This is a genomic window from Ancylobacter pratisalsi (genome assembly GCF_010669125.1).
Classification (GTDB): domain Bacteria; phylum Pseudomonadota; class Alphaproteobacteria; order Rhizobiales; family Xanthobacteraceae; genus Ancylobacter; species Ancylobacter pratisalsi.
In genome coordinates this window covers 2374163-2398271 of sequence record NZ_CP048630.1, presented here as the reverse complement: position 1 = coordinate 2398271, position 24109 = coordinate 2374163, and the positions used below count along the sequence as shown (strand labels likewise).

The window sequence follows — 24109 nt, the reverse complement described above, 5'->3', positions numbered from 1 at the left end:
GACACCACAGGACCACGCCCGTGACCGAATCATCTTCCCGCCCCCAGCCCGGCTTTGCCAGCGACAATATGGCCGGCGTCTCCCCCGCCATTCTCGACGCGCTGGGCGCCGCCAATGCGGGCGCCATGCTCTCTTATGGCGGCGACGCGCTGTCCGCCCGCGTCGAGGCCCGGCTCTCGGCGCTGTTCGAGCGTGACGTCGCGGCGTTGCTGGTCTCCACCGGCACGGCCGCCAACGCACTGTCTCTCGCCACGCTCACCCCGCCCTGGGGCGCGGTGCTGTGCCACGCCGACAGCCACATCGAGAATGACGAATGCGGCGCGCCGGAATTCTTCACCGCCGGCGCCAAGCTGGTGCATGTGGCCGGCGATCACGCGCGCATCGACCCGGAGGCGCTCGCCGAGACGGCCCTGCGCAATCGCGGCGACGTGCACGGCGTGCAGCCGGCCTGCGTCTCCATCACCCAGACCACCGAGCTTGGCACGGTCTATTCGCTGGAGCACACCCGCGCCATCGGCGCCGCCTGCCGCGCGGCCGGCCTGTCGCTGCACATGGACGGCTCGCGCTTCGCCAACGCGCTGGTCGCCCTCGATGCCAGCCCGGCCGAGATGACGTGGAAGGCCGGCGTCGACATTCTCTCCTTCGGCGCCACCAAGAACGGCGCCATGGGCGTCGAGGCCGTGATCCTGTTCGATCCCGCCCGCGCCGGGGAACTCGCCTTCCGCCGCAAGCGTGGCGGGCACCTCACCTCCAAGATGCGCTTCCTCGCGGCGCAGATGGACGCCTATCTCACCGATGATCTGTGGCTCGCCAACGCCCGGCAGGCCAACGCCATGGCCGCGCGGCTGGCGAAGGGGCTGGCGGCGCTGGAGGGCGTCGAGATGATGGGGCCGGTCGAGGCGAACATGATGTTCGCCCGCCTGCCGCAGCCGATGATCGACGGCCTGCTGGCGCGGGGCTACAAGCTCTATGTCGACCGCTGGGGCGCGCGCGTCGTGCGGCTGGTCACCTCCTTCGCCACCACGGCGGAGGATGTCGACGCGCTGCTGGAGGCCGCGCGCGGCAGCGCCTAGGGCGTTCTCAAACCGGAACGCTCCGGGAGAGAGGCCTCACATCACCGAGGAGACGGCCTCGGGCGCCTGCGTCAACGCATGGGCCATGTAGTCCAGCGCCGAGCGGATCTGCGCCCGGCTCGCCGGACCGCCCAGGCACACCCGCACCGCCTCGCGCGCGGGGCCGCTGACGGTGAAGGAATCGCTCGCCACCACGCCGATCCCGGTCGTGCGCATATGGCCGACGAAGGCCGAGCGGGTCCACGGCGCGGGCAGCTCGATCCAGAGGTTGAAGGCCAGCGGGTCGGCATGGAAGCTGCCGGCGGGCAGGATCTCGCTCGCCATCGCCTGCCGTGCCTGCGTCTCCGCGCGGATGAAGCGCAGCAGTGTGTCGGCGGTGCCGTCCTCGATCCAGCGCGTGGCGAGCGCGGCGGTGAGCGGCGAGGCCATCACATTTCCCGTGCGCAACGCCGCCGCGAAGGGGTAGCCCGAGCGGGTGTCGGGCACCACCACATAGGCCGCCCGCAGGCCCGCGCCGATGCACTTCGCCAGCCCCGCCACATGCCAGGTCAGATCCGGCGCGATCGCCGCCAGCGGGGGCGGGCCGTGGGCGGGAATGAAGCCATAGGCGTCATCCTCCACGATCGGCAGGCCGAAGCGCCGCGCCACCCGCGCGATCGCCTCGCGCCGGGATTCAGGAATGGTGAGCGTGGTGGGGTTCTGCAGCGTCGGGTTGAGATAGAGCGCCTTGGGCTCGCCGCTCGCGCAGGCGTGGGCCAGCGCGTCCGGATCGATGCCCTGCGCGTCCATCGGCAGGCCGGCGAGCTTCAGCCCGAGCTGGGCGGCGATGGCGCGCACGCCGGGATAGGTGATCGCCTCGCACAAGACGGTCTCGCCCGGCCGCGCCAGCAGGCCGAGAATGCCGAGCAAGGCGGGATGCGCGCCCGGCGTCACGAAAACGCGCTCCTGCGAAGGCACCAGCGCCCGCCGCCCCAGCCACGCGCTCGCCGCGTCCTTGTCGGCGCTGGTGCCGCCGAAACCCTGGTAGCGCAGCAGGCCCACCAGATCGCGCCCCACCTCCGCCAGCCCGTCCTGCATTCGCGCGATCAGCGCCGGGTCCTGCGGCTCGGGGGGCAGGTTCATCGACAGGTCGACGCTGGCGGGCCGCAGCGCCGCCGCCGCGCGGGGCTCGGAGGCACGCGGCTCGGCGCGCGGCAGGCCGGTGACGAAGGTGCCCTGCCCGACGCGCGATTCCACCAGCCCGCGCTTCTGCGCCTCGACATAGCCGCGGGCCACCGTGGTGAAGTCGATGCCGAGCCGGCTTGCCAGCTTGCGCTGCGGCGGCAGCCGGTCGCCGATGGCGAGGCGCCCGGCGCGTATGTCCTCGGCGACGAGATCGGCGATGGCGAGGTAGCGGGGCTTGTCGGAGCGGGAGAGGTCGGGAATCCAGTCGGCCATCGTCGTCGTCGTTCTTCTGCCTGTCGTCGGGCTCCGCCGCCCCCGGGGCGGCACGCCTTCCCCTTGAGTCGGTCGGCTCATGATAATTGACTGTATAATGTTGCAGAGGTGGCCTGTCACCACTGGTCCACAAATTGCTGGACACTAGGGGATACTACGTAGCCGCCGACGCATGCGCAGGAAGCGGGCACTTCCCCGCTCAATGGTTAGGCTTTCGCTCCTTTACTCAGCACAGCACCGACCCATCCAAAGATCTTATTGTATGTATTATTGACTGTAATTTGACTGTTTCATTGATTCTTTTTTAAATCTGTCAATTGGCACATTGATTGCAAATCCTGTTGGCAAGGGCTGGCACGCCGCCGCGGCCCCTCACCATCTCAAGGAGAGCGACATGGCCACCATCACCGTTCCCGCCCATCAGAAGGGCGACGTCCTGGTCGACTACGAAGAGAAGAAGTTCGAGGACGTCAAAGCCGCTCCCGGCGAAAAGGCGCTCGTCACCTTCCACACCGTCGCCTTCGAGGGCTCGATCGGCCTCGTGAACCTGCTGCAGGCCTCGCGCCTGATCCAGAAGGGCTTCGAGACCTCGGTCCTGCTTTACGGCCCCGGCGTCACGCTCGGCGTGCAGCGCGGCTTCCCCAAGCTCGGCGACGAGGCCTTCCCCGGCCACCTCAACTTCAACAACCGCATCGAGAAGATCATCAATGACGGCGGCAAGGTCTATGCCTGCCGCTTCGCCCTGCAGGCGCTCTACGGCCATGGCGAAGGCGCGCTGATCCCCGGCGTGATCCCGATCAGCCCGCTCGACGTGCTCGACATCGTGCTGCTGCACCGCCGCGACAACGCCTTCATCCTCGACACCTGGACACTGTGAGCGACCGGACGCCGTGACGCGTCCGCGAGCCGAAGGAGGCCGCGATGAATGAGAAAAGGCTGGTCCGGGTCGCCGCGGTGCAGATCGCACCGAGCCTCGACAGCGTGGACGGCACGCTCACCCGCGTGCTCGCCGCGCTGGAGGAGGCGGCGGCCAAGGGGGCGAAGCTCGTCGTCTTCCCCGAGACCTTCGTGCCCTGGTACCCGTACTTCTCCTTCGTCTACCCCCCCGTGCTCACGGGCGGCGAGCATCTGCGGCTCTATGAGAACGCCGTCGTCGTCCCGGGCCCGGTAACGGAGGCGGTCGCCGCCACCGCCCGGCGCCTGGGGGTTGTCGTCGTGCTGGGGGTGAACGAGCGCGACCACGGCTCGCTCTACAACACCCAGATCGTCTTCGACGCCGACGGCGCCCTCAAGCTCAAGCGCCGCAAGATCACCCCGACCTTCCATGAGCGGATGATCTGGGGCCAGGGCGACGGCGCCGGGCTGAAGGTGGTGGACACCGCCGTCGGCCGCGTCGGGGCGCTGGCGTGCTGGGAGCACTACAATCCCCTCGCCCGCTACGCGCTGATGGCCCAGCACGAGGAGATCCACGTCGCGCAGTTCCCCGGCTCGCTGGTCGGGCCGATCTTCGCCGACCAGATCGAGGTGACGATCCGCCACCACGCGCTGGAATCGGGCTGCTTCGTGGTCAATTCCACCGGCTGGCTCACCGAGGACCAGATCGCCCGCATCGCCCCGGACGAAAAGCTGCGCAAGGCGCTCACCGGCGGCTGCATGACCGCGATCATCTCGCCCGAGGGCAGCCACATCGTGCCCCCGCTCACCTCCGGCGAGGGCATCCTGATCGCCGATCTCGACATGGCGCTCATCACCAAGCGCAAGCGGATGATGGATTCGGTCGGCCATTACGCCCGGCCGGAACTGCTCAGCCTCAATCTCGACAACCGGCCTGCCGTGCCGATGCACATGGGGCAAGAGCCCATGCTGCACGCCCACATGCAGGCCGCCCCCTCCTTCCCCCGCCATGGGAGTGCGGCCGATGAAACCGATGGATCCGGCGACCGAGCTTCAGCCGATGCCGACCGAGCACCTGATCAACGAGTTGCAGTCCTACGGGGTGCGGCTGGTTGACCCGAAAGCCGGCGCGGATTCCCGGCGCGGCGGTGCCGGCCCCTCGGACCACAAGGCCCTCACCATCGACGGCATGACCGTGATGGTGCCGGTGCACACCGCGCCGGCCTTCGAGAGCCCCTATCTGGTCGAGAAGCCGGACGCCTATGGCCGCAGCCGCATCAGCCGCGACGGGCTGGTGCTGGGCGAGGTGTCGTTTCCCCGGCAGCCCAAATTCTACGCCCGCAGCACGGCGGACGGCATTCCCTATTCCAAGATCGCGGTGCTGCATGGCCGCGACGTGCTGGCCACCACGGTGCTGCAGACCTGCATCCGCTACCAGAGCCGCACCAAAACCTGCCAGTTCTGCGCCATCGGCCAGTCGCTGGCGGCCGACCGCACCATCGCCCACAAGACCCCGGCCCAGCTTGCCGAGGTGGCGAAGGCCGCTGTCGAACTCGACGGCGTCAAGCACATGGTCATGACCACGGGCACCCCTCCCGGCAAGGACCGCGGCGCGAAAATCCTCGCCGACAGCGCGGCGGCGGTGAAGGCGGCCGTGGACCTTCCCATCCAGGTGCAGTGCGAGCCGCCCGACGACGACGCCTGGTTCGCACGGCTGCGCGAAGCGGGCGCGGACGCGCTCGGCATGCATCTGGAGGCGGTCACCGAGCCGGTGCGCGCGCGCATCATGCCCGGCAAGGCCCAGGTCTCGGTCGCGCGCTACTTCACCGCCTTCGCCGCCGCCGTGCCGGTGTTCGGGCGCGGGCAGGTCTCGACCTACATCCTCGCCGGGCTCGGCGACACGGCCGAGGAAATCCTCGACGTCTGCGACCGGCTCACCACGCTCGGCGTCTATCCCTTCGTGGTGCCTTTCGTGCCGATCTCCGGCACCCCGCTGGAAAGCCACCCCACGCCAAGCCCCGCCTTCATGAACTCCATCCTCGGGCCGCTGTCGGGAATGATGATCGCGCGCGGGCTGAAGTCCATCGACGTCAAGGCCGGCTGCGCCAAATGCGGCGCCTGCTCGGCGCTCTCCACCTATGAGCGGCGCGGCACCCCCGCGCCGCGCGGTCTTGGGCAGGGAGGCTGCGCATGATGTTCGAGCCGTTCCGCCCCTTCCTGCCTTGCGCCTTCCAGGTCAAGTTCGCCACCGCCACCTGGGAGCAGCGCGGCGCGGCGCGCATCCGCCGCGAGGTGTTCTGCGACGAGCAGGGCCTGTTCGCGGGTGACGACCGCGACACCATCGACGCCGTCGCCACCCCGATCGTGGCCGTCTCCATGCTCGGCGTGACGCCGGACGACGTGGTCGGCACGGTGCGCGTCCATGAGGAGGCGCCCGGCCTGTGGTGGGGCTCGCGCCTCGCCGTGGCGGCGGATTACCGCAAGGTCGGGGCGCTCGGCCCGGCGCTGATCCGCCTCGCGGTCTGCTCCGCCCATGCGCGCGGCTGCACCCGCTTCCTCGCCCATGTGCAGAGCCAGAACGGCCTGCTGTTCCGCCGTCTGCACTGGGCGACCGTCGAGGAGAAGGAGATCCATGGCCGCCCCCACCTGCTGATGGAGGCGGACCTCGCCTTCTACCCGCCGATCCGCGACGCCGAGACCGGATTCCACGCCCATTCGCGCGCCTCCCGCACGCGCGAAGCCCTGCCGGCGAAGGCGGCCTGAGCCATGACGATGCGCGCGCCCCTTCCCATCGGCCCGGACGCCTTCGAGGCCATCGTCGCCCGGCTGCGCGCCTCGGCCGGGCTGCATGCCAAGGCCGATATCGCCCGTGCCGCCGCCCGGCTCGGTCTTGGCGGGACCGATGCGGCGTTAAGCGGGGCGATCCGCGTCGGCGATGACTGCGCGGCGCTGCCCGACGGCGAGGGCTATCTGCTCTTCGCCATCGAAGGCTTCATGAACGCCTTCGTCGCCGAGGACCCCTGGTTCGCCGGCTGGTGCGGCGTGATGGTCAACGTGTCCGACATCGCCGCCATGGGTGGGCGCCCGCTCGCGGTGGTGGACGCGGTGTGGGCCGCGGGCGAGGACGGCGCCGCCCCGGTGCTGGACGGGCTGCGCGCCGCCTCCGAGCGCTTCGGCGTGCCGCTGGTGGGCGGGCACACCAATCTGTCGACCGATCGCGGCCAGCTCTCGGTCGCCATTCTCGGGCGCGCGAATCGGCTGCTGACCAGCTTCGACGCCCGCCCGGGCGAGACGCTGATCGCCGCCATAGACCTGCGCGGGCGTTACCGGGCGCCGTTTGCCAACTGGGAAGCGGCGACCGGGGCGCCGGCCGCGCAGCTGAAGGGCGACCTCGAACTGCTGCCGCTCATCGCCGAGCGCGGCTTGTCCCGCGCCGCCAAGGACATCAGCCAGGCCGGCGTGGTCGGCACCGCCGCCATGCTGGCGGAATGCTCGAATGTAGGGGTGGAGATCGCGCTCTCCCGTGTACCGGCCCCGGAAGGGGTCGACCCGGCGCGCTGGCTCATGAGTTTTCCGAGCTTCGGCTATCTCCTCACCGCGAACGAGGCCGAGGTGCCGGCCATCCTCGCCCTGTTCGAGGCGCGCGGCATCAAGGCCGCCGACATCGGCACCATCACCGCCGACCACCGGGTGAGCGTCACCCATGGCGCCGCGCGGGAGGTGATCTGGGATTTCACCGCGCGCGGCCTGCTGGGCTGCGGGCCTTCCGCCCTCACCCGGACGGAGGACGCGGCATGAGCGGCAGGCTGCGCATCGCCCTTCTGGCGCATTCCACCAATCCGCGCGGCGGCGTCGTGCATGCGCTGGAATTGGGCGACGCGCTCACCCGGCTCGGCCACGACGTCGTGGTCCACGCGCCCGACCCGAGCGGCGCCGGCTTTTTCCGCCCGACCCTGTGCGGCACGGTCAGCGTGCCCGCCTCTCCGGCCGGCTCCGACATTACCGAAATGGTCCGGGTGCGCGCCGCCGACTATGTCCGCCATTTCGAAAAGAAGGGTCATCGGGACTTCGACGTGTTCCACGCCCAGGACGGCATTTCCGGCAATGCGCTGGCGACGCTGAAGGAGCGTGGCCTCATCGGCCCCTTCGCACGCACCGTCCACCACATCGACCTCTTCGGCCACGCGCCGCTCGAAGCTCTCCAGCGCCGCGCCATCATCGCCGCCGACCGGCACTTCGTGGTCAGCCAGGTGTGGCGGGACACGCTCGCCCGCGACTATGGCCTAGAGGCCGCGATCGTGGGTAACGGTGTGAATCTCCAGCATTTTTCACCCCTACCCGATGGCAGGGAAGCGGGCCTGCGCGCCCGGCTCGGCCTGGGCGACGGGCCGATTGTTCTGAGCGTGGGCGGGGTCGAGAGCCGCAAGAACACGGTGCGGATCCTCTCCGCCTTCACCCAGCTCCACGCGCTCCACCCCGGCGCCCAGCTGGTGATCGCCGGCGGCGCGACTTTGCTCGATCATCATGAATATGCTCAGGAATTCTCAAACGCCCGGTTCCTGTCCGGCCTGCCCGAACACGCCGTCATCCGCACCGGCCCGCTGCCGCACGCGGACATGCCGGCGCTGTACCGGCTCGCCGACGTGCTCGCCTTCGCCTCGGTCAAGGAGGGCTTCGGGCTGGTGGTGCTGGAGGCGATGGCCAGTGCCATTCCCTGCGTCGTCTCGCGTATCGCGCCCTTCACCGAGCATCTGCGCGAGGAAGAAGTCGTGTGGTGCAAGCCACTTAGCGTTGCGTCCATCGCCAACGCGCTGGTCATTGCGCTGAAGCCCGACCTGCGCGCGCGCCTCGCCCGCCTCGGCCCGGCCGCCGCCGCCCGTCACGACTGGGACGCCACCGCCCGCGCCCATGTCACCACCTATCAACGCCTGCGGGAGCCGGCCCATGCCTGAAATGCGCTTTTCCATTCGCTGGCCGGACGGTCGGCGCGAGCGGTGCTACTCGCCCTCGCTCATCGTCAAGGATTACTTCGAACCGGGCCAAAGCTATGAAATTTCAGACTTTCTCGCGAAAAGCCGAGAGGCGCTGAACATTGCCAGCCAGCGTGTCGAAGCCCGCTACGGCAGGCCCTGTTCCCTCGCCCTCGGCCAGCTCGCCCGGATCGAGGACACCGGCCAGCATTTCCTCACCCTCCCCGATGCCCGCGTCCTCGTCGAAGCCTTCGACGAGTGACACCGCCACCCGATCGGAACCCCGCCATGAACGAGAATCTCATCCAGCACTACCCGGTCGTCATCGTCGGCGGCGGGCAGGCAGGGCTGTCGACCAGCTACCATCTGCGCCAACAGGGCATCGATCATGTCGTGTTCGAGAAGAACAAGGCGATGCACAGCTGGGAAACGCAGCGCTGGGACAATTTCTGCCTCGTCACGCCGAACTGGCAATGCGAACTGCCCGGTCATCCCTATGCCGGCCCGGACCCGGACGGCTTCATGAAAAAGGACGAAATCCTCAGCTATCTCAAGGGGTTTCGCGCTGCGGTCGAGCCGCCGATTCGCGAGGGCGTCTCGGTGCGGCGCGTCGCGCCGCAGCCTCAGGGCGGCTTCCACGTCTCCACCACCTCCGGCGAGGTGACCGCCGACGCGGTCGTGGTCGCCTCGGGCGGCTACCATGAACCGATCGTACCGCGCATGGCCGAGCGGCTGCCGGCCGACATCGTCCAGATCCATTCGGCGCAATACCGCAACGCCGACCAGCTCCCCGCGGGCGACGTCCTCGTGGTCGGCTCCGGCCAATCCGGGGCACAGATCGCGGAGGACCTTCATCTGGCGGGACGCAAGGTGCACCTGGCTGTTGGCAACGCACCCCGCTGCGCCCGCTTCTATCGCGGGCGTGACGTCGTCTCCTGGCTGGCCGACATGAGCTATTACGAGATGTCGGTCGACGAGCATCCGCTGCGCGAGGGCGTGCGCGACAACACCAACCATTACGTCACCGGCCGCGACGGCGGGCGCGACATCGACCTGCGCAAATTCGCGCTGGAGGGCATGGAGCTCTATGGCGTGCTGCGCGACTATGACGGCGCGGAGCTGATCTTCGAGACCAACCTGACCCAGGCGCTCGACGGCGCGGACCGGACCTATAACGGCATCAACGCCGCCATCGACCACCACATACTGGAAAACCGCATCGACGCGCCGCCGGCCTCGGTCTATGAGCCGGTCTGGGCCCCGCCCACCGAGCGCCCCCGCCTCGACCTCGCCTCGTCAGGCATCGCCGCCATTGTCTGGTGTATCGGCTTCCGGCCCGATTTCCGCTGGCTCGACGTGCCGGTCTTCAACGGCGCGGGCCACCCCCAGCACCGGCGGGGCGTCACCCAGCGCGAGGGTGTGTACTTCATCGGCCTGCCCTGGCTGCACACGTGGGGCTCAGGCCGCTTCGGCAGCGTGGGACGCGATGCCGCCTACATCGTCGACCATATCGCCGGCCACATGGCGGCGCGGACGGGCCAGGCGACGCAGGGAAGCGCCGCATGAACCTCGCAGTCCCGCCCGGAGGTTTGGGGAACGCTCTCGCCATTGGCGCCGGCACCGGCAGTCTGTTTGAGGACACGGCACAGCTGGGCATGCCCCAGCTGTGCCTCGGCGGCCTGTCGGAGGCCTGGTTGCTGAAAGAACTCGGCCATCGCCACTGGATGCTGCTCGCGCGCCTGGCCGGGCACGCCGCACCCGATTTTCGCGATGTCGACGGGGCGCCGGTCTATGCGGCGTTCTGCGCCCTCTCCATCCGCGACGCCGCGTTCGGCGTGCTCGGCGAGAACGACCGGCTGACCCTCCATTCCGACCTGATGCGGGTATCGCGCACGCAGTTCCTCAGCCGGCACCGCCTCACCGCGAAGGGACGCGCCATGGGAACGGTGGAGCTTGTCTCCACATTCATTCGACGCTCCGCCACCGGCAATCACGCGGTGGCCCGCGTCGCGATCGAAACCCTGCCGCCGCCCCTTGCGTCGCCTGCCGCCGGATTGGCGGGTCTCGCCGCGGACATGCGGGCGGAGAGGATGGACACCTACAAGGACTTCGATCTGCGCCGCAGGACGACGACGGAGGCGGTCGAGATCGAGCCCTGCCCGGCCCAGGACTTCAACGGCGCCGGCTTCCTCTACTTCCCGAGTTTCATTGCCTTTGTGGACAGGGCCGAGTGGCAATTCGAGACCTGCCGCGCACCCAGGGCGACAACGATTCACCGGGACGTGTTCTTTTACGGCAATGTGGATCCGGGAGAGAAAGTGCGGGTGAGCCGGCACGATACGCGTCGCGGCGAGGGGCGGCTTGCCCACCATTGCCGGTTGGAACGCGCAAGCGACGGCGTTCGGCTGGCGGATGCCTTCACCCTGCGCCGTGTCTGAGGAAGCCGAACGGGCGCTTTTCACAGGCTGTGAGAAACCGCAAGAAAGCCCGTTGCATTCGTCGCGCGGCTGAGGCATAGAGACGGCCCGTTCGGGGCCGCGGTCTTCCGCCGCCACCGGGCGCACGGAGCGGGCGGGCGTAGCTCAGGGGTAGAGCACAACCTTGCCAAGGTTGGGGTCGTGGGTTCGAATCCCATCGCCCGCTCCAAATTTTCCCAAACATATTGACGATTTCGACAGTGCCCTTCGGGGCGCCTTTTGTTTGCTGGCACGCGCGTCAGGCCGAGCCTTGGCGATCTCCCGCATAGCTGACGGACCGCTCAAACCCGCTCCGAAAGCCCGGATGGGGCGGGCGCCACAGTTGGGCCGATGAAGATCCCTTGCGCTGGGGCGCCGGGTCGATCGGCCTGTGGCCGGCGGGAAGGCCATCCGCGTCCGGCGGGAGTACCGCGGCCTGTCCGCCCGACTGTCAAAGTGCCCCGCGTGAGGAGCGACCTGATCCGATCAAGCGCAGCCCTCACCGGCGCGGTCGACCTTGTCGTTCCGCTGGCGGACATTCCCGATGCGCCGGCATTGCATTTCAGCTGAGATGATCCCGCGCCTGAGCGTGCCGGTGAGCAGACCCACCGGCACGCATTCTCATCCGTCAATCGCCATAACCGCCTTCATGGACCACGGTCTTGCCGCGGAAGACCCAGTAGGCATGGGCCTGATAGGAAAGGACGATGGGCAGGACGACCACGAGACCAACGGAGATGAAGGCCAGGGTCTGCGGGTCGGACGCGCCGTCCCACACCGTCACGGCACGCGGCACGACATAGGGCCAGAGGCTGACGACCAGCCCGATGAGGCCGAGCGCGAACAGGACCAGCGAAAGGATGAAGGTGCGTGGCTCCGCACCGGTCCAGATGCCCCGCCAGAGTGCGACGATGACCGCGAGCGTCACCAGCGGGACCGGCGCCAACGCCAGGATGCCGGGCCAGGCGAACCAGCGCGCCGCCACTTCCGGTACGCTCCACGCGCTCCACAGGCTCACCAGTGCCATCATGAACGCGGTGAGCAGCAACGCGGCATGGGCGATCTCGCGGGCAAAGATCTGCGTCCGCCCTTCGGCCTTCCAGATCAGCCAGCCCGCGCCCATAAGCGCATAGCCCCCGATCAGCCCGACGCCGCACAGCACGCCGAGCAGGCTGAGGAAGCTGAACGGCCCGCCGGCGAACATGCCGTTCGCAACCGGGACTCCCTCGATCAGCCCGCCGAGAATCAGCCCCTGGCACATCGTCGCGACGATGGAGCCGGCGGAGAAGGCGATGTCCCACACATAGCGGAAACGCCGCGCCTGAAGGCGGAATCCGAAGGCCACCCCCCGGAAGATGAGAGCAAACAGCATCAGCATGACCGGCAGGTAGAAAGCGGGCAGCAGGATATAGTAGCCGGCGGGAAAGGCGGCGATGAGAAGCGTGCCGCCCATGACCAGCCAGGTCTCGTTGCCGTCCCACACCGGTTCGATGCTGGCCATCATCAGGTCGCGATCTTCCTCGCGCGGGGCGACGAGGAAGATGATGCCGACCCCGAGGTCGAGCCCGTCGGCCAGCACGTAGACGGTGACACAGAAGGCCACGACCGCGGCGAAGACGAGGGGAATATAGTGCGCGTGCATGAGCTCGGTCATGGGTCAGGCTCCTGCCTGTTCGATGGAACCGGTGGTCCGTGCGCCGGTGGTGTCGACCAGCGCCCTTGTGTTGATGCGGTCGAGGCCGGGATGCTCGCGGGTGGGTGGCGAGGTATCCGTGGGCCCCTTCAGCGCGATGCGGGCGCCGAACCAGAAGAAGCTGAGCAGCAGCACGTTGTAGATGAGGAAGAACGCGATGAGGCTCGACGCGACCGCGCCGGTGCTGACCGGCGACACCGCGTCCATGGTGCGCAACTGGCCATAGACGACCCAGGGCTGGCGCCCCGCCTCCGTCACCGTCCAGCCGGCGACGACGGCAATGAATCCCAGCGGCGTCGTCGCCATGGCGAGAAGCTGGAACCAACGTGTCGCGAACAGCCGGCCGCGCACCCGCAGCACAAGCCCGGTGATCGCCACCGCCAGCAGCAGCACGCCGATGCCGGCCATGATGCGGAAGGCGAAGAACACCACGGGCACGTTGGGCTGGTCGGCGGGCGCGACGGTCTTCAATCCCTTCACCTCGCCATCCCAGCTATGGGTCAGGTAGAGGCTCGCGAGATGGGGAATGTCGAGGGCGTAAAGGTTGCGCTGCTCGCTCATGTCCGGCCAGGCGATGACGGTCATGCCCGGGCCTCGCGTGGTGTCCCACAGCCCCTCCATGGCGGCGAGCTTCACGGGCTGCTCGGCCAGCGTATTGCGCCCATGCATGTCGCCGAGAACGATCTGCGTCGGCGCCGCGATGAGGGCGAGCCACATCGCCAGTGAGAACGCGGTGCGCGAAGCCTCCACATGCTGCCGGCGCCACAAATGCCAGGCCGAGACCCCGGCGACGATGAAGGAACCGGTGAGGAAGCTGGCGCACACCATGTGCGCGAGGCGGTAGGGGAAGGAGGAGGTGAAGATCACCTGCCACCAGTCGGTGACATGGAAGACGCCATTGGCATCCGCCACCGCGCCGGCGGGCGTCTGCATCCAGCTATTGGCCGCGATGATCCAGGTCGCGCTGAACAGCGCCCCGCAAGCCACCATGAGGCAGGCGAAGAAATGGGGGCCCTTGCCCACCTTGCCCTCGCCGAACAGCATGATTCCGACAAAACCGGCCTCCAGGAAGAACGCGGTCAGCGTCTCGTAGACGAACAGGGGACCGAGCACGTTGGACGCCGCGCGAGAGTAGCCGGCCCAGTTGGTGCCGATCTCGTAGCTGAGCACGATGCCGGTGATCACCCCCATGCCGAAGCCGAGGGCGAAGATGCGCATCCAGAAACGCATCAGGTCGCGATAGACCAGCTTGCCGGTACGCCACCACAGAAAGCTGAGCAGCGTGACGAACCAGGCGATGCCGATGGTGAAGGTCGGCCACAGAATGTGGAAGCCCGCGGTGAACGCGAACTGCATGCGGGCGAGATCGACGGCGGTCATGGTCAGCGCGCTCCCGACTGGGTGGTGGCCTTCACGAGGCGGACCGGCACGGCCTTGTAGGAGGGGGTGAAACTCTGGGGATCATGGGCGTAGAGCGGCACCAGCGGGTTCATTTCGGGGTAGTAGGCCGCGCAGGCACCGTCCGGAAACGCGTAGGGCACCACGCGGAAGCCGTTGACCCGGCGCTCCACGCCATCCAGCGACATGGTCACGATGTCGACCCGCTCGTCGGCGGAAAGCCCGCGCTTCTGCATCTCCGCCTCGTTGAGGAAGAGCACGTCGCGCTGGCCATAGACGCCGCGGTAGCGATCGGAGAGCGAGTAGAGCGTGGTGTTGTACTGGTCGTGGCTGCGTACGCTGGTCAGCCACAGCGCCTCGCGATCGTCGATCGCGGGGTCCTCGCACAGCCCTTCGCAGACGAGGAAATTCGCCTTGCCGGACGATGTGGCCCAGATGCGCTCACGCGCCAGAGAGGTCAGGTGGAATCCGCCCGGCTGGGCGATGCGCGCATTGTAGCCCTCGAAGATCGGGAACACCGCTTCGATGTCCTCGCGAATGAGGGCGTAATCGCCGACGAGGCGTTCCCACGCCACCTTGGAGCCCGCGCCCAGCGTTGCGCGGGCGATGCCGGCAATGATGGCCGGCTCGCTCATCAGATGTTCCGAAGCCGGCTGCCGGAGACCCTTTGAGGCATGCACCATCGACATTGAATCCTCGACGGTCACGGCCTGCGGGCCGGTCGCCTGCATGTCGAGTTCGGTGCGTCCGAGGCACGGCAGGATCAGGGCCTCGCGCCCGTGGATGAGATGACTGCGATTGAGCTTGGTGGAGATCTGGACGGTCAGCTCCAGCTCGCGCATCGCGGCCTGCGTCGCCTGCCAGTCCGGAATGGCCGCCGTGAAATTGCCACCAAGGCCGATGAACACCTTCGCCTCGCCCCGCACCATGGCTTCAAGCGCGGCGACGACATTGTGGCCCGGTGCGCGCGGCGGCTCGAAGCCGAAGCGGGCGGCGAGGCCGTCGAGCAGGGCCTCATTGGGGATCTCGGTGATACCCACCGTGCGGTCGCCCTGCACGTTGGAATGGCCGCGCACCGGACACACCCCCGCCCCGTCGCGCCCGACATTGCCGCGCAGCAGCGCGAGATTCGCCAGTTGCTGGACATTCTTGGCACCGTGCCGGTGCTGGGTCAGGCCCATGCCGAAGACGAGGATGGCGCGCTCGGCCTTCGCATAGGCTTCGGCTGCAAGCTCGATATCGGCGCGCGCCAGCCCGGACTTACGCTCGATGTCGACCCAGTCGGTCGCGTCGAGATCAGCCACCAGCGCATCGACGCCGGCGGTGTGACCCTTGATGAAGTCCCAGTCGAGGACGCGCATGCGCTCCTCCCGCAGGGCGCGCCGGTCCTCATCGACCAGCCATTTCATCATGCCCTTGATGACCGCCACATCCCCACCGACCTTGACCTGGAACAGCCGCGAGGAAATCGGCGTGGACGTCAGGGTAGCCATTTCCACGGGGTTCTGCGGCGACTGGAAGCGCTCCAGCGCCCGCTCGCGGAACGGGTTGAACGACATGATGGTCGCCCCCCGCCGGGAGGCGTTGCGCAGCTCCGTCATCATGCGCGGGGAGTTGGTGCCGGGATTCTGGCCGAAGATGAAGATGCCGTCGGTCTTCTCGAAATCCTCGAGCAGCACCGTTCCCTTGCCGACGCCAAGCGACAGCGGCAGGCCGACGCTGGTCGCCTCGTGACACATGTTCGAGCAGTCGGGAAAGTTGTTGGTGCCGTACTCACGCACGAAGAGCTGATAGAGGAACGCCGCCTCGTTGGAGCTGCGCCCGGAGGTGTAGAACTCCGCCATGTTCGGGCTGGGCAGCGCGTTGAGATGGCGGGCCACCGTGGCGAAGGCCTCGTCCCAGCTCACCGGGACATAGGTGTCGCTGCCGCCGTCATAGCGCATCGGATGCGTGAGACGCCCGACCATTTCGAGGTCGAAGTCGTTCCACTCCTCAAGGTCGCTCACCTTATGCGCGGCGAAGAACTCGGGCGTGCAGCGCTTGTCCGTCGCCTCCCAGGCGACTGCCTTGGCGCCGTTCTCGCAGTACTCGAAAGGAGAGGTCGGCTTGGCATCGGGCCACGCGCAGCCGGGGCAATCGAAGCCACCCGGCTGGTTCATCCGCGAGAGAAGGGCCATGCCGGCTGCGGGGATATCCTGCTCGACGAGGGCTTCCCCCATCGCTTTCAAGGCGCCCCAGCCGCCGGCGGGCTGGTGATAGGGCCGAATGGTCTTCACGATCCCCATGGATGTCTCCTCTGACCGAAGGCTTCATGTCGCGATGCCGGGGCCCTAAACGCCTGCTCAGGACAGGCGTTGCGCTTTGGCTTGCGGTCAGAGGATAGGAATGGTGGCGGCGCTCGCCACTCTACTTGGGTGTCTCCAAATATATCTTGGCTTTGAAGGCCCTATACATGCGTATAGAGCACCTGAATTTCATCCGTCCGAATGCGAAAATCCGTCATTTTGGAAAGGCGAATGCCGCATGCCGTGGCAGCCGCCGGGCGACCGCGGATGGCCCTCCGCCGGCGCGGATTATCATGCCCGGGTGTGGGCTGCGCCAGCTTCCCGGCGGCGCGGCCGGGCGCTGTCAGATGCGGATCACCTCGCGGTTCGGCTTGGCATCCGGCCAGGAGCCGAAGAACTTCAGCGCCTGCGGGTGCGGGCGTTTCTGCGTCCACTCGCGCATGAATTCGCCATAGGGGCGGGCGCGGGCGAGACGGGCGCGGCGGGCCTCCATGCGGGCGGCGTCCGTCGCTTCCACGTCGACGGTGAAGGTGCCCGGCTCCAGCAGCACGTGATAGACCCGCTGCGCGGTCTCGCGCGTGATCGCGCGGGTGCGCACATCCTCGGCAACCTCGACGGCGGGACGCTCCAGCACGTCGCCATAGCCGCCCCCACCCTGCGTCGAGGAACAGATGATCTCGCCGCGATGGACCACGCGGGCCGGACGCGCCTGATGCTCCATGACGATGCTGCCGCCGAAGGGGTTGTCCTTCACCAGATCCACATCGCCGTCCGCCAGCCGCACCGTGCCGTCCTCCATCGCCGCGATCGCGTCGGTCTCGATCACGCGGATCGCCGGCACCACGGTTTCGGAGTAGCCACCGAACAGGCCGGTATGGGTGGGGAACTTGGACTCCTTGGTGGTCGCGGTGAACACCGCATAGGGCACCTTGTGCACGACATAGGCGATGGTCACGCCATTGCCGCCGCGGTAGCGCCCGAAGCCACCCGAATCCGGCATGTTCTTCTGGTAGAGATGCAGCAGCGGGAAGGCGCGCTCGATGTCCTCTACGTCCGGCCCCTTGCCCCACGGCCCGTGCGGGAAGCCGAAGGCGTCGATACCGTCCATGTCGTGGCGCGCCGACAGGCCCCAGGCGTTGAGCGGGAAGCCCATGAAGTCCACCACCTTGGCCCCGTGCTGGTTGGTGCAGGCGATCATCGGCGCGGAGGAATTGGACGAGCAGAAGCCGCAAACCAAATCGCGCTGGGGGCTATCATACATCATCTTGGAAATCGCGACGCCAAGCAGCGGGAACACCGCCGAGGCGGTAATCGGCGAGCAGGAGATCGCCGCCTCCGGGTCGGGATCCATGATGGTCCCGTGCGGAATGATGAAATCCACCGGCTCCATGGTTCCCGCCGAGATCGGGAAATCGTGAAACGGGAACTGGTAGAGATTCACCGCACAATGCGCCCGCACCGAAGGCGCCAGCGCCTGGAACGAGCCCTCGTGCTCGGGGGACGTGCCGGTCAGGTCGATGGTAAGGTGATCGCCCTTCTTGTGGACCGCGATCGGAACCCGCAGCAGGCTCGCCTCCGCGCCCGTGGTGTCGATGAAGACGACATGGCGATAGACACCGTCGTTCCAGGTCGAGATACGCTTGCGCGCGCCGTCCTCGGATTCCTTGATCATCTTGCGGAACAGGCCGGACAGGAAGCGGGCGCCGCGCTTGGCGGCGAGTTCCTGCACGCGCAGCCGGATGCGGTCGCACGCCGCCACGCGCGCCTTCACATCCGTCACCTGCATGCGCGGCGCCCGCGAGATGAAGTTCTCCATCATCATCAGAATGTCAGTCTTGAGCCGGTAGTTCTCACCGATCTTGATCGGCGTGAGCTTCATGCCCTCGTCGTGACGGCTCACCGCCGTCGTGATCTCGCCGCCCGGCTCCTTGCCACCGGTCTCGGACTGGTGCGCGCCAACCACGACCCAGGAGACGATCGCCCCCTCATGGAAGATCGGCATGATGGCGAACTGGTCGGGATTGTGGATGCCGCCATAGATCGCCTCGTTGCAGTAGAACACGTCGCCCTCGCGCACGCCCACGCTCGGGTCCTGCTCGAAATAGCGCAGGATGAACTTCACCGGAATCTGGCCGGTGACGCAGTGCAGATAGGTGCCGCACGCCGTGGTCACGAGGTCGCCCTCGGCGGTGTAGAGGCCGGCCATGGTGTCGCCGGAATGCAGCATGGAGGAGATGCCCATCAGGGTCATCACCTTCTTGCCCTCCTCCAGGATCATGTTCAGCTTCTCGGAAAAGATCTCGTAGTCGCCCGGCCCCAGTTCCTCCATGGCGGCGAGCGCCTCGGGGGTCGCCGGGGTCGGCTTGAGGCCGGACGTGACCAGTTCCATGTCGAACATAGCGCGCTCCTTCAGCCTTCTTGCGAGCGGGGACGAGGTGCGGTGCCGAGGCGGCGGATGAGACCGTTGCCGTATTCGTCGAGCAGGAAGTTCCAGCCCGGCTCGATGACGATGGTGGTGTCAGACGCCTCGATCAGCGCCGGACCATCGAACGCGTTGCCGGGGACGAGCCGGTCGCGGTCGTAAAGGTCGGTGTCGTGCCAGCCGATGCCCTGCCAGAACGCCGCGCGGGTGCCGGTGCGCGCCGCCGAGGCGTCGGCGCACGACAGCGGCAGCTTCTTCACCGCCGGCTTGGGCATGCGCACCGTGGCGCGGATGACGAAATTCTCGATTTCGACGCCCGCCTCCGGGGTCAGGCCCATGGCGCTGTAAGCGGCGGCATAGTCGGCCTCGAACGCCTTGTAGAGCGCGCCGACATCTTCGGCCGAGCCGAGATGCAGCACCGGGGAGATGGTGCGGCTGGTGTTGAGCTGGCCGCCGAACTTCATGTCCAGTTCAAGCTGCCATTCGGCCCTGTCGGGATCCACCCCTTCACCGCGGAAGTCCTGCCGGCCGCGCTCGATCAGCGCGTCGACCACCGCGTTGAAGGTCGCGAAATCGTCAAAGGTCCTGCCGTGCAGGTCCATCAGGTGGAGATGCAGCGACTGCTCGTAGAGATGGACGATGTCCATGGTGGAGGAGCCGAAGGCGCAGAAGGTCGAGGAATAGGGGAATACCACCACGGTCTCGAGCTGCGCCGCCTCGGCGAAGCCGGTGGCATGGACCGGCCCGGCACCGCCCAGCGCGAACAGGATGAAGTCGCGCGGGTCGAACCCCTTGAGCACGGTCTCCTTGTAGATCTCGCCGCCCATGGTGCCGTCGATGACCCGCTTGGCCAGCAGCGCGGCTTCCTCCACCGGGATGCCCAGCGGCCCGGCCACCTTCTCCTCTACCGCCTTGCGGGCCAGCGCGCGGTCGAGCGTGAGGCGTCCGCCGTGGAAGGTGTCGGGATTGAGATAGCCCAGCACGACGTCCGCGTCGGTGACGGTGGGCAGTGCGCCACCCTGGTCGTAGCAGGCGGGGCCGGGATGCGAGCCCGCGCTTTCGGGCCCGACCGTGAGCTGGTTGCCCAGCAGCGGGTTGACCTGGATGATCGAGCCACCGCCCGCCCCGATGGAGCGCACGTCGAGAATGGTGGCGTCCACCGTCCAGGTGTCGATGACGGGCTGGAACTGGTAGAAACGGGTCGAGCCCTCGGCCACCATGCCGATATCGAAACTGGTGCCGCCCATATCGGCGGAAATCACGTTCTTGAAGCCGTAGAGCGGGGCGAGGTGAAAGCTCCCCATGACCCCGGCGACCGGCCCGCCATTGAAGGTGTTCACCGCCGAGGTCTTCAGCACGGAGGCCATGCCGCCGGTGTTGTGAACCATCATCAGCGGCTTGCGGTAGGCACGCTCGCGGAACTCCTCCGCGATGCCCATCAGCTCGTGATACATCGCCTGATGAAGATAGCCGTTCAGCAGCGTCATCATCGTGCGCGGATACTCGAAGATGCGCGGCGAGACCTCGCTGGAGAGGAAGACCGGCATCGAGCCGAGATAGGCGTCGCCATATTCCTCCAGGATCAGCTCCTTGATGCGCTGCTCATGCGAGGGGTTCATGAACGACCACAGCAGCGAGACCACGAAGCTGCGGGCGCCCCGGTCGACCAGGCCGCGCAGCTGTTCCAGGAACAACTTCTCGTCGAGCGGATAGATGACCTCGCCGGTGGAATCGACGCGTTCGGCGACCCCGACCACCATCTCGCGGTCGACCAGCGATTGCGGGCGCTTCATGCGCGCGATGTTGCGCGTGGTCTTGAAGGGCAGGCCGTCGGCCCACTGGCTGCAGCGGCCGATGAAGATGGTGTCCTCGAAACCATGGGTGGTGATCAGCGCGACCTTGGGGCCGTTGCGCTGGATCAGCTTGTTCATGGCGATGGTCGAGGAGTAGCGCACGATGCCGGTCTCGGCGAGCAGTTCCTCGACCGAGATGTCGAGCTTGTCCGCGCCCTCCTCGATCGCCTGCAGGGTGCAGACCGAGAGATCGTAGGCGGTCGTGCGCGCCTTGCACCACACGCTGGTATCGCCCCGGGCGATATAGCAGTCGGTGAAGGTGCCGCCGATGTCGATGTCGATTGCGGTGGTCATGCGTGCATCCCCGCGAAGGCTGCGAAGCTGGGCGTGCTCATGCCCCGTGCCGGGCTTTGAGCGCGTCGATGTCGAGTTCGATGTCGTGGGTGATCGGATGGCCGGGCGGCAGGTACTCGACCTCGATCAGCGTCGCGCAGTTCGGGCAGTAGAATTCGACCAGCCGGCACCATTCGGGGTCGGGCGCGAAGGTGTATTCGCCTTCCACCACCGGCTCGTGAACCTCGCGTGGGTCGCGGTCGGCCACGACGCAGCCTTCCTTGTAGTTGGCGCGCGCCGAACCCAGATCGTGGTCGCAGCGCCGGCACTCCCAGCGCTCCCTGGCCAGATCGATGGCGAGATATTCGGTGATCTCAACCTTCCCGGTCATGACGTGATCTCCACAACGCCGCCCCCATGGCTGTCGATCTCCAGCGTCCGCCCCGCCGGCACGAGGATCGAGGTATGCTCGGTCTCGGCGATGGCCGGACCGGCGATGGCGGCGCCGATCGGCAGCTCGTCGAAGCGGTAGACCGGCGCGCGGACACGGCCCTCGGGCGTGATGATCTCGCGGCTGCCGGCGAGCGCGCCATCGGCATCGGCCGCCCGCGCGCCAAGCGCCGCGAGCACCGGATGGGGAATGCGCCCGGTCGCGGTGAGGCGCAGCTCGATATAGCCGGCCCCGCGGCCCGCCGTGCCAACCAGCGCACCGATCGCCGTCATCGCCTCCTCGCCGAGCGGAAGCGGGCCGATGCCGCCTGCCGGCTCACGGCCTTGGTAGACCGTCGCCTCGATCGTGCTGTCCACATCGGCGGGCAGGAAGCCCTCGCCACGCATGTCGCGCGCGGCTTCGCCCGTCATGACCGTGATCTTCGCCTCGATCGCCGCCATTTCGGCGCCGGCGGGCAGGATCGCCTCGTAATGATGAGCGACATCGAGCGTGGACGCCCCGAAGGCGGAAAACACCGGCGCGGTGAGGGGGAAATAGGCGCTCCCGGCGCCGAGCTTCTCGGCAACGCCCACCGTCAGGAGCCCCCCGCCCCCGCCGACCGCATAAAGCGTCACGTCACTGAAGTCCGCGCCTTCCGCCAGGAAGCGACCCTCGCGGATATACGCCGCCAGCCGGGCCTCGACTGCCTCCTTGGCCGCAAGCGCGGCGGCTCCCACCGTGCAGCCGAGAGGCGCGGCGATCTGCTTTTCGATCACGCCGCGCGCCAGCTCGGCCTTCAGCTTCTTGCGCCCGCCCAGATAGGCATCAGCCTCGATCAGTCCGAGGGCGAGCCAGACATCGGTCGGGGTCGCCATCGAGCCGCCAAGCCCGAAGGCGGCAGGGCCCGGCACCGCGCCCTGGCTGTCGGGACCCACGCTGAGCGCGCCGCCCTTCGCCCGTATCTTCGAGCCACCGCCAACGCCATAGGAGATGATGTCGGGAATGCGCTGGAGCACGTCGACGTCACGGATCGGGCGCTGGCTGGCGCCGTTGGGACGGCCATTGGCGATATAGGCGACATCCGAGGTCGTGCCGCCGACATCGATCACCAGCACTTTGGCATGACCCAGCGCATCCGCTGTCACCCCGGCACCGCGCACGCAGGCCGCAGGACCGGATTGATAGGCGTTGATGGCCCGGGTTTTCGCCACGCGGGTGCACCCGAAATCCGCGGTCACGACCATCAGCGGATGGCGGTAGCGGTTGTTGCGGACCAGATCCTCCGCCTTGTAGAGCGACTGCGCCAGCGAGCGGTGGAAATAGGCGTTGATCACGGCGGTGTTGGTGCGCAGCGCGTCATCCGGCACCATGGAAATCTGGTGCGAGGCCAGCATCGGCACCGCGCCGAGATAGTGCCGCGGATAGGAGGCCTCCAGTACCGCGCGGACCTTCTTCTCGTTGGCCGGATTGTGGTGGGCGTTGGCGAGGCAGATGACGACCATGCGCGCGCCCTGCTCCAGTATGGCCCGCGCCTTTTCCTCAATCTCGTCGGTTGAGGGGGCCCTCACCACCCGGCCCGACGCGTCCACCTCCTCGTCCAGCCCGACCACCAGCCGCGCCGGCAGGAAGGCGAACAGCGGATTGTCAGCACCCACCCCGTAGAGTGTGTCCTCGGCCCCGCGCGTGACGATGACGCCGAGCTTGGGACCGGAGAGCTGGACCGCGGCATTGGTGGCGATGGTGGAGGAAAAGCGCACCACGCGCGTTTGCGCCAGCAATTCGCTGGTCGCCAGCCCCACCGCCCTGGCCCCGCTCTCGATGCAGTTCCAGAAGCACAGCGTCAGATCATGGGGGGTGGTGTCCACCTTGACCCCGACCTTGCGCTCGGGACCCGCCACATAGCCATCGGTGAAGGTTCCGCCGGTGTCGATATCGATGGTGTACACCCCGAGACTCCGCCGCTTACCGGAAGCCTCGGATGACCGGACTTCCGTTCCCGTTCAATCTGTATATACAGGTAAACATAGATACCGGCGGCGCGGAAGAGAGTGCCGCGTTCAAAGTTTAGGCAGCCCATCGCGGACGGTGCCGCAATGGCGCGCAAGGCCAGGCAGGCACCGGCAGGGACGGGCACAGATGGCGGAGATCGCGGCGGACGCAGGGCGGATCGGGCTCGACATCACCGGCGGGATCGCCCGCATCGTGATCGACCGACCCCAGCACCTCAATGCCCTGAACAACCGCCTCCGGGCCGAACTGGCTGACGCCGTCGCACATGCCGGCGCCTCTCCCGACACCCGCGTCATCGTTCTGCGCGGGGCCGGGGAGCGCGCCTTCGTCGCCGGCGCCGACATTGAGGAGTTGATCGACCTCGACGAAGCGGGCTCCATCGCGCTGTCGGACTCCATTGCCGACTTCCACGACCTTCTGGCCGGGCTATCGGTACCGGTCATCGCCGCCATCCGCGGCTGGTGCCTGGGCGGCGGGCTGGAGCTGGCGCTGGCCGCCGATATCCGCCTCGCCAGCGAAGATGCCCGCTTCGGCCTGCCGGAAATCAAGCTCGGCATTCTGCCCGGCGGCGGCGGCATCGCGCGGCTGTTGCGGGTGGCGCCGGGCGCGGGCCATCTGTGCCTGACCGGCGCCATCATCCAGGCCGAGCGCGCGCTCCACGCCGGGCTGGTCAGCGAGGTCTGCTCGGAGGAGGCATTCGACGCCCGCGTCGACACGCTGGCCACGGAGCTTGCCGGCTTCAGCCCGCCCGCGCTCAAGGCCATGAAGGCCGCGCTCGCCCTGCCGCTCACCCTCCCCCTGCCGGAAGCGACACGGCAGGAGGGGCGCATCGGCGCTCCGCTCTACGGCACGCCCGAGCAGCGCGCGGCGATGGCGGCGTTTCTTGAGGCACGGGCCAGCCGTCGCGCCAAATGA

19 protein-coding genes and 1 tRNA gene are annotated in these 24109 nt (G+C 67.8%); 12 read left to right on the top strand and 8 right to left on the bottom strand.

Features of this window, described 5'->3' with window-relative positions:
- Positions 1-20: 20 nt before the first annotated feature.
- On the top strand, positions 21-1073 hold the full coding sequence (locus tag G3A50_RS11350) for a threonine aldolase family protein (protein WP_163075381.1): 1053 nt from the start codon (positions 21-23) through the stop codon (positions 1071-1073).
- 36 nt (positions 1074-1109) lie between these two features.
- On the opposite strand, the gene G3A50_RS11345 is transcribed toward G3A50_RS11350, so the two are convergent.
- The gene (locus tag G3A50_RS11345) at positions 1110-2510 is read right to left on the bottom strand and encodes an aminotransferase-like domain-containing protein (RefSeq protein WP_163075380.1); all 1401 of its coding nucleotides are present in this window, start codon (positions 2508-2510) and stop codon (positions 1110-1112) included.
- A 394-nt stretch (positions 2511-2904) separates the two neighbouring features.
- Here G3A50_RS11345 and G3A50_RS11340 point away from each other — a divergent pair, with 394 nt between their 5' ends.
- From G3A50_RS11340 to G3A50_RS11295, 10 genes are all read left to right on the top strand, one after another.
- Positions 2905-3387, top strand: a complete 483-nt coding sequence (locus G3A50_RS11340) for an MSMEG_0572/Sll0783 family nitrogen starvation response protein (RefSeq protein WP_163075379.1) — start codon at positions 2905-2907, stop codon at positions 3385-3387.
- 44 nt (positions 3388-3431) lie between these two features.
- Entirely contained in the window at positions 3432-4520 is a 1089-nt protein-coding gene (locus G3A50_RS11335) for a Nit6803 family nitrilase (protein ID WP_163075378.1), read from the top strand.
- The gene (locus tag G3A50_RS11330) at positions 4438-5598 is read left to right on the top strand and encodes an MSMEG_0568 family radical SAM protein (RefSeq protein ID WP_163077563.1); all 1161 of its coding nucleotides are present in this window, start codon (positions 4438-4440) and stop codon (positions 5596-5598) included. The genes G3A50_RS11335 and G3A50_RS11330 overlap by 83 nt, the downstream gene beginning before the upstream one ends.
- Complete coding sequence (locus G3A50_RS11325) at positions 5595-6167, top strand: MSMEG_0567/Sll0786 family nitrogen starvation N-acetyltransferase (RefSeq protein WP_210255127.1); 573 nt, start codon at positions 5595-5597, stop codon at positions 6165-6167. Before G3A50_RS11330 ends, G3A50_RS11325 begins: the two co-directional genes overlap by 4 nt.
- 9 nt (positions 6168-6176) lie before the next feature.
- Positions 6177-7202, top strand: coding sequence for a sll0787 family AIR synthase-like protein (locus G3A50_RS11320; RefSeq protein WP_210255126.1), 1026 nt, complete (start codon positions 6177-6179; stop codon positions 7200-7202).
- Positions 7199-8356 carry an MSMEG_0565 family glycosyltransferase gene (locus G3A50_RS11315; protein WP_163075376.1) on the top strand — a complete coding sequence of 386 codons (1158 nt, stop codon included), beginning with the start codon at positions 7199-7201 and terminating at the stop codon, positions 8354-8356. Before G3A50_RS11320 ends, G3A50_RS11315 begins: the two co-directional genes overlap by 4 nt.
- A complete protein-coding gene (locus tag G3A50_RS11310; RefSeq protein WP_163075375.1) occupies positions 8349-8636 on the top strand; it encodes an MSMEG_0570 family nitrogen starvation response protein in 288 nt (95 codons plus the stop codon). The genes G3A50_RS11315 and G3A50_RS11310 overlap by 8 nt, the downstream gene beginning before the upstream one ends.
- Positions 8637-8662: 26 nt before the next feature.
- Positions 8663-9940: an MSMEG_0569 family flavin-dependent oxidoreductase gene (locus G3A50_RS11305; protein WP_163075374.1), complete on the top strand. Its 1278-nt coding sequence runs from the start codon at positions 8663-8665 to the stop codon at positions 9938-9940.
- Positions 9937-10812 carry a Pnap_2097 family protein gene (locus G3A50_RS11300; RefSeq protein WP_163075373.1) on the top strand — a complete coding sequence of 292 codons (876 nt, stop codon included), beginning with the start codon at positions 9937-9939 and terminating at the stop codon, positions 10810-10812. The genes G3A50_RS11305 and G3A50_RS11300 overlap by 4 nt, the downstream gene beginning before the upstream one ends.
- Before the next feature lie 133 nt (positions 10813-10945).
- A tRNA-Gly gene (locus G3A50_RS11295) sits at positions 10946-11020 on the top strand.
- 438 nt (positions 11021-11458) lie between these two features.
- Here the strand turns inward: G3A50_RS11295 and cydB are convergent.
- The 7 genes from cydB to G3A50_RS11260 all read right to left on the bottom strand — a co-directional run bounded on the left by cydB (position 11459) and on the right by G3A50_RS11260 (position 23130).
- On the bottom strand, positions 11459-12484 hold the full coding sequence (gene cydB, locus G3A50_RS11290; RefSeq protein ID WP_163075372.1) for a cytochrome d ubiquinol oxidase subunit II: 1026 nt from the start codon (positions 12482-12484) through the stop codon (positions 11459-11461).
- 3 nt (positions 12485-12487) lie between these two features.
- Positions 12488-13903: a cytochrome ubiquinol oxidase subunit I gene (locus tag G3A50_RS11285; RefSeq protein WP_163075371.1), complete on the bottom strand. Its 1416-nt coding sequence runs from the start codon at positions 13901-13903 to the stop codon at positions 12488-12490.
- A 2-nt stretch (positions 13904-13905) separates the two neighbouring features.
- Positions 13906-16206, bottom strand: a complete 2301-nt coding sequence (locus G3A50_RS11280) for an FdhF/YdeP family oxidoreductase (protein WP_163075370.1) — start codon at positions 16204-16206, stop codon at positions 13906-13908.
- Positions 16207-16549: 343 nt separating this feature from the next.
- Complete coding sequence (locus G3A50_RS11275; RefSeq protein WP_163075369.1) at positions 16550-18604, bottom strand: hydantoinase B/oxoprolinase family protein; 2055 nt, start codon at positions 18602-18604, stop codon at positions 16550-16552.
- 11 nt (positions 18605-18615) lie between these two features.
- Complete coding sequence (locus tag G3A50_RS11270) at positions 18616-20775, bottom strand: hydantoinase/oxoprolinase family protein (protein WP_163075368.1); 2160 nt, start codon at positions 20773-20775, stop codon at positions 18616-18618.
- A gap of 37 nt (positions 20776-20812) precedes the next feature.
- Positions 20813-21145: an acetone carboxylase subunit gamma gene (locus tag G3A50_RS11265; RefSeq protein ID WP_163075367.1), complete on the bottom strand. Its 333-nt coding sequence runs from the start codon at positions 21143-21145 to the stop codon at positions 20813-20815.
- Positions 21142-23130, bottom strand: coding sequence for a hydantoinase/oxoprolinase family protein (locus G3A50_RS11260; protein ID WP_163075366.1), 1989 nt, complete (start codon positions 23128-23130; stop codon positions 21142-21144). Before G3A50_RS11260 ends, G3A50_RS11265 begins: the two co-directional genes overlap by 4 nt.
- Positions 23131-23320: 190 nt before the next feature.
- Here G3A50_RS11260 and G3A50_RS11255 point away from each other — a divergent pair, with 190 nt between their 5' ends.
- A complete protein-coding gene (locus G3A50_RS11255) occupies positions 23321-24109 on the top strand; it encodes an enoyl-CoA hydratase/isomerase family protein (RefSeq protein ID WP_163075365.1) in 789 nt (262 codons plus the stop codon).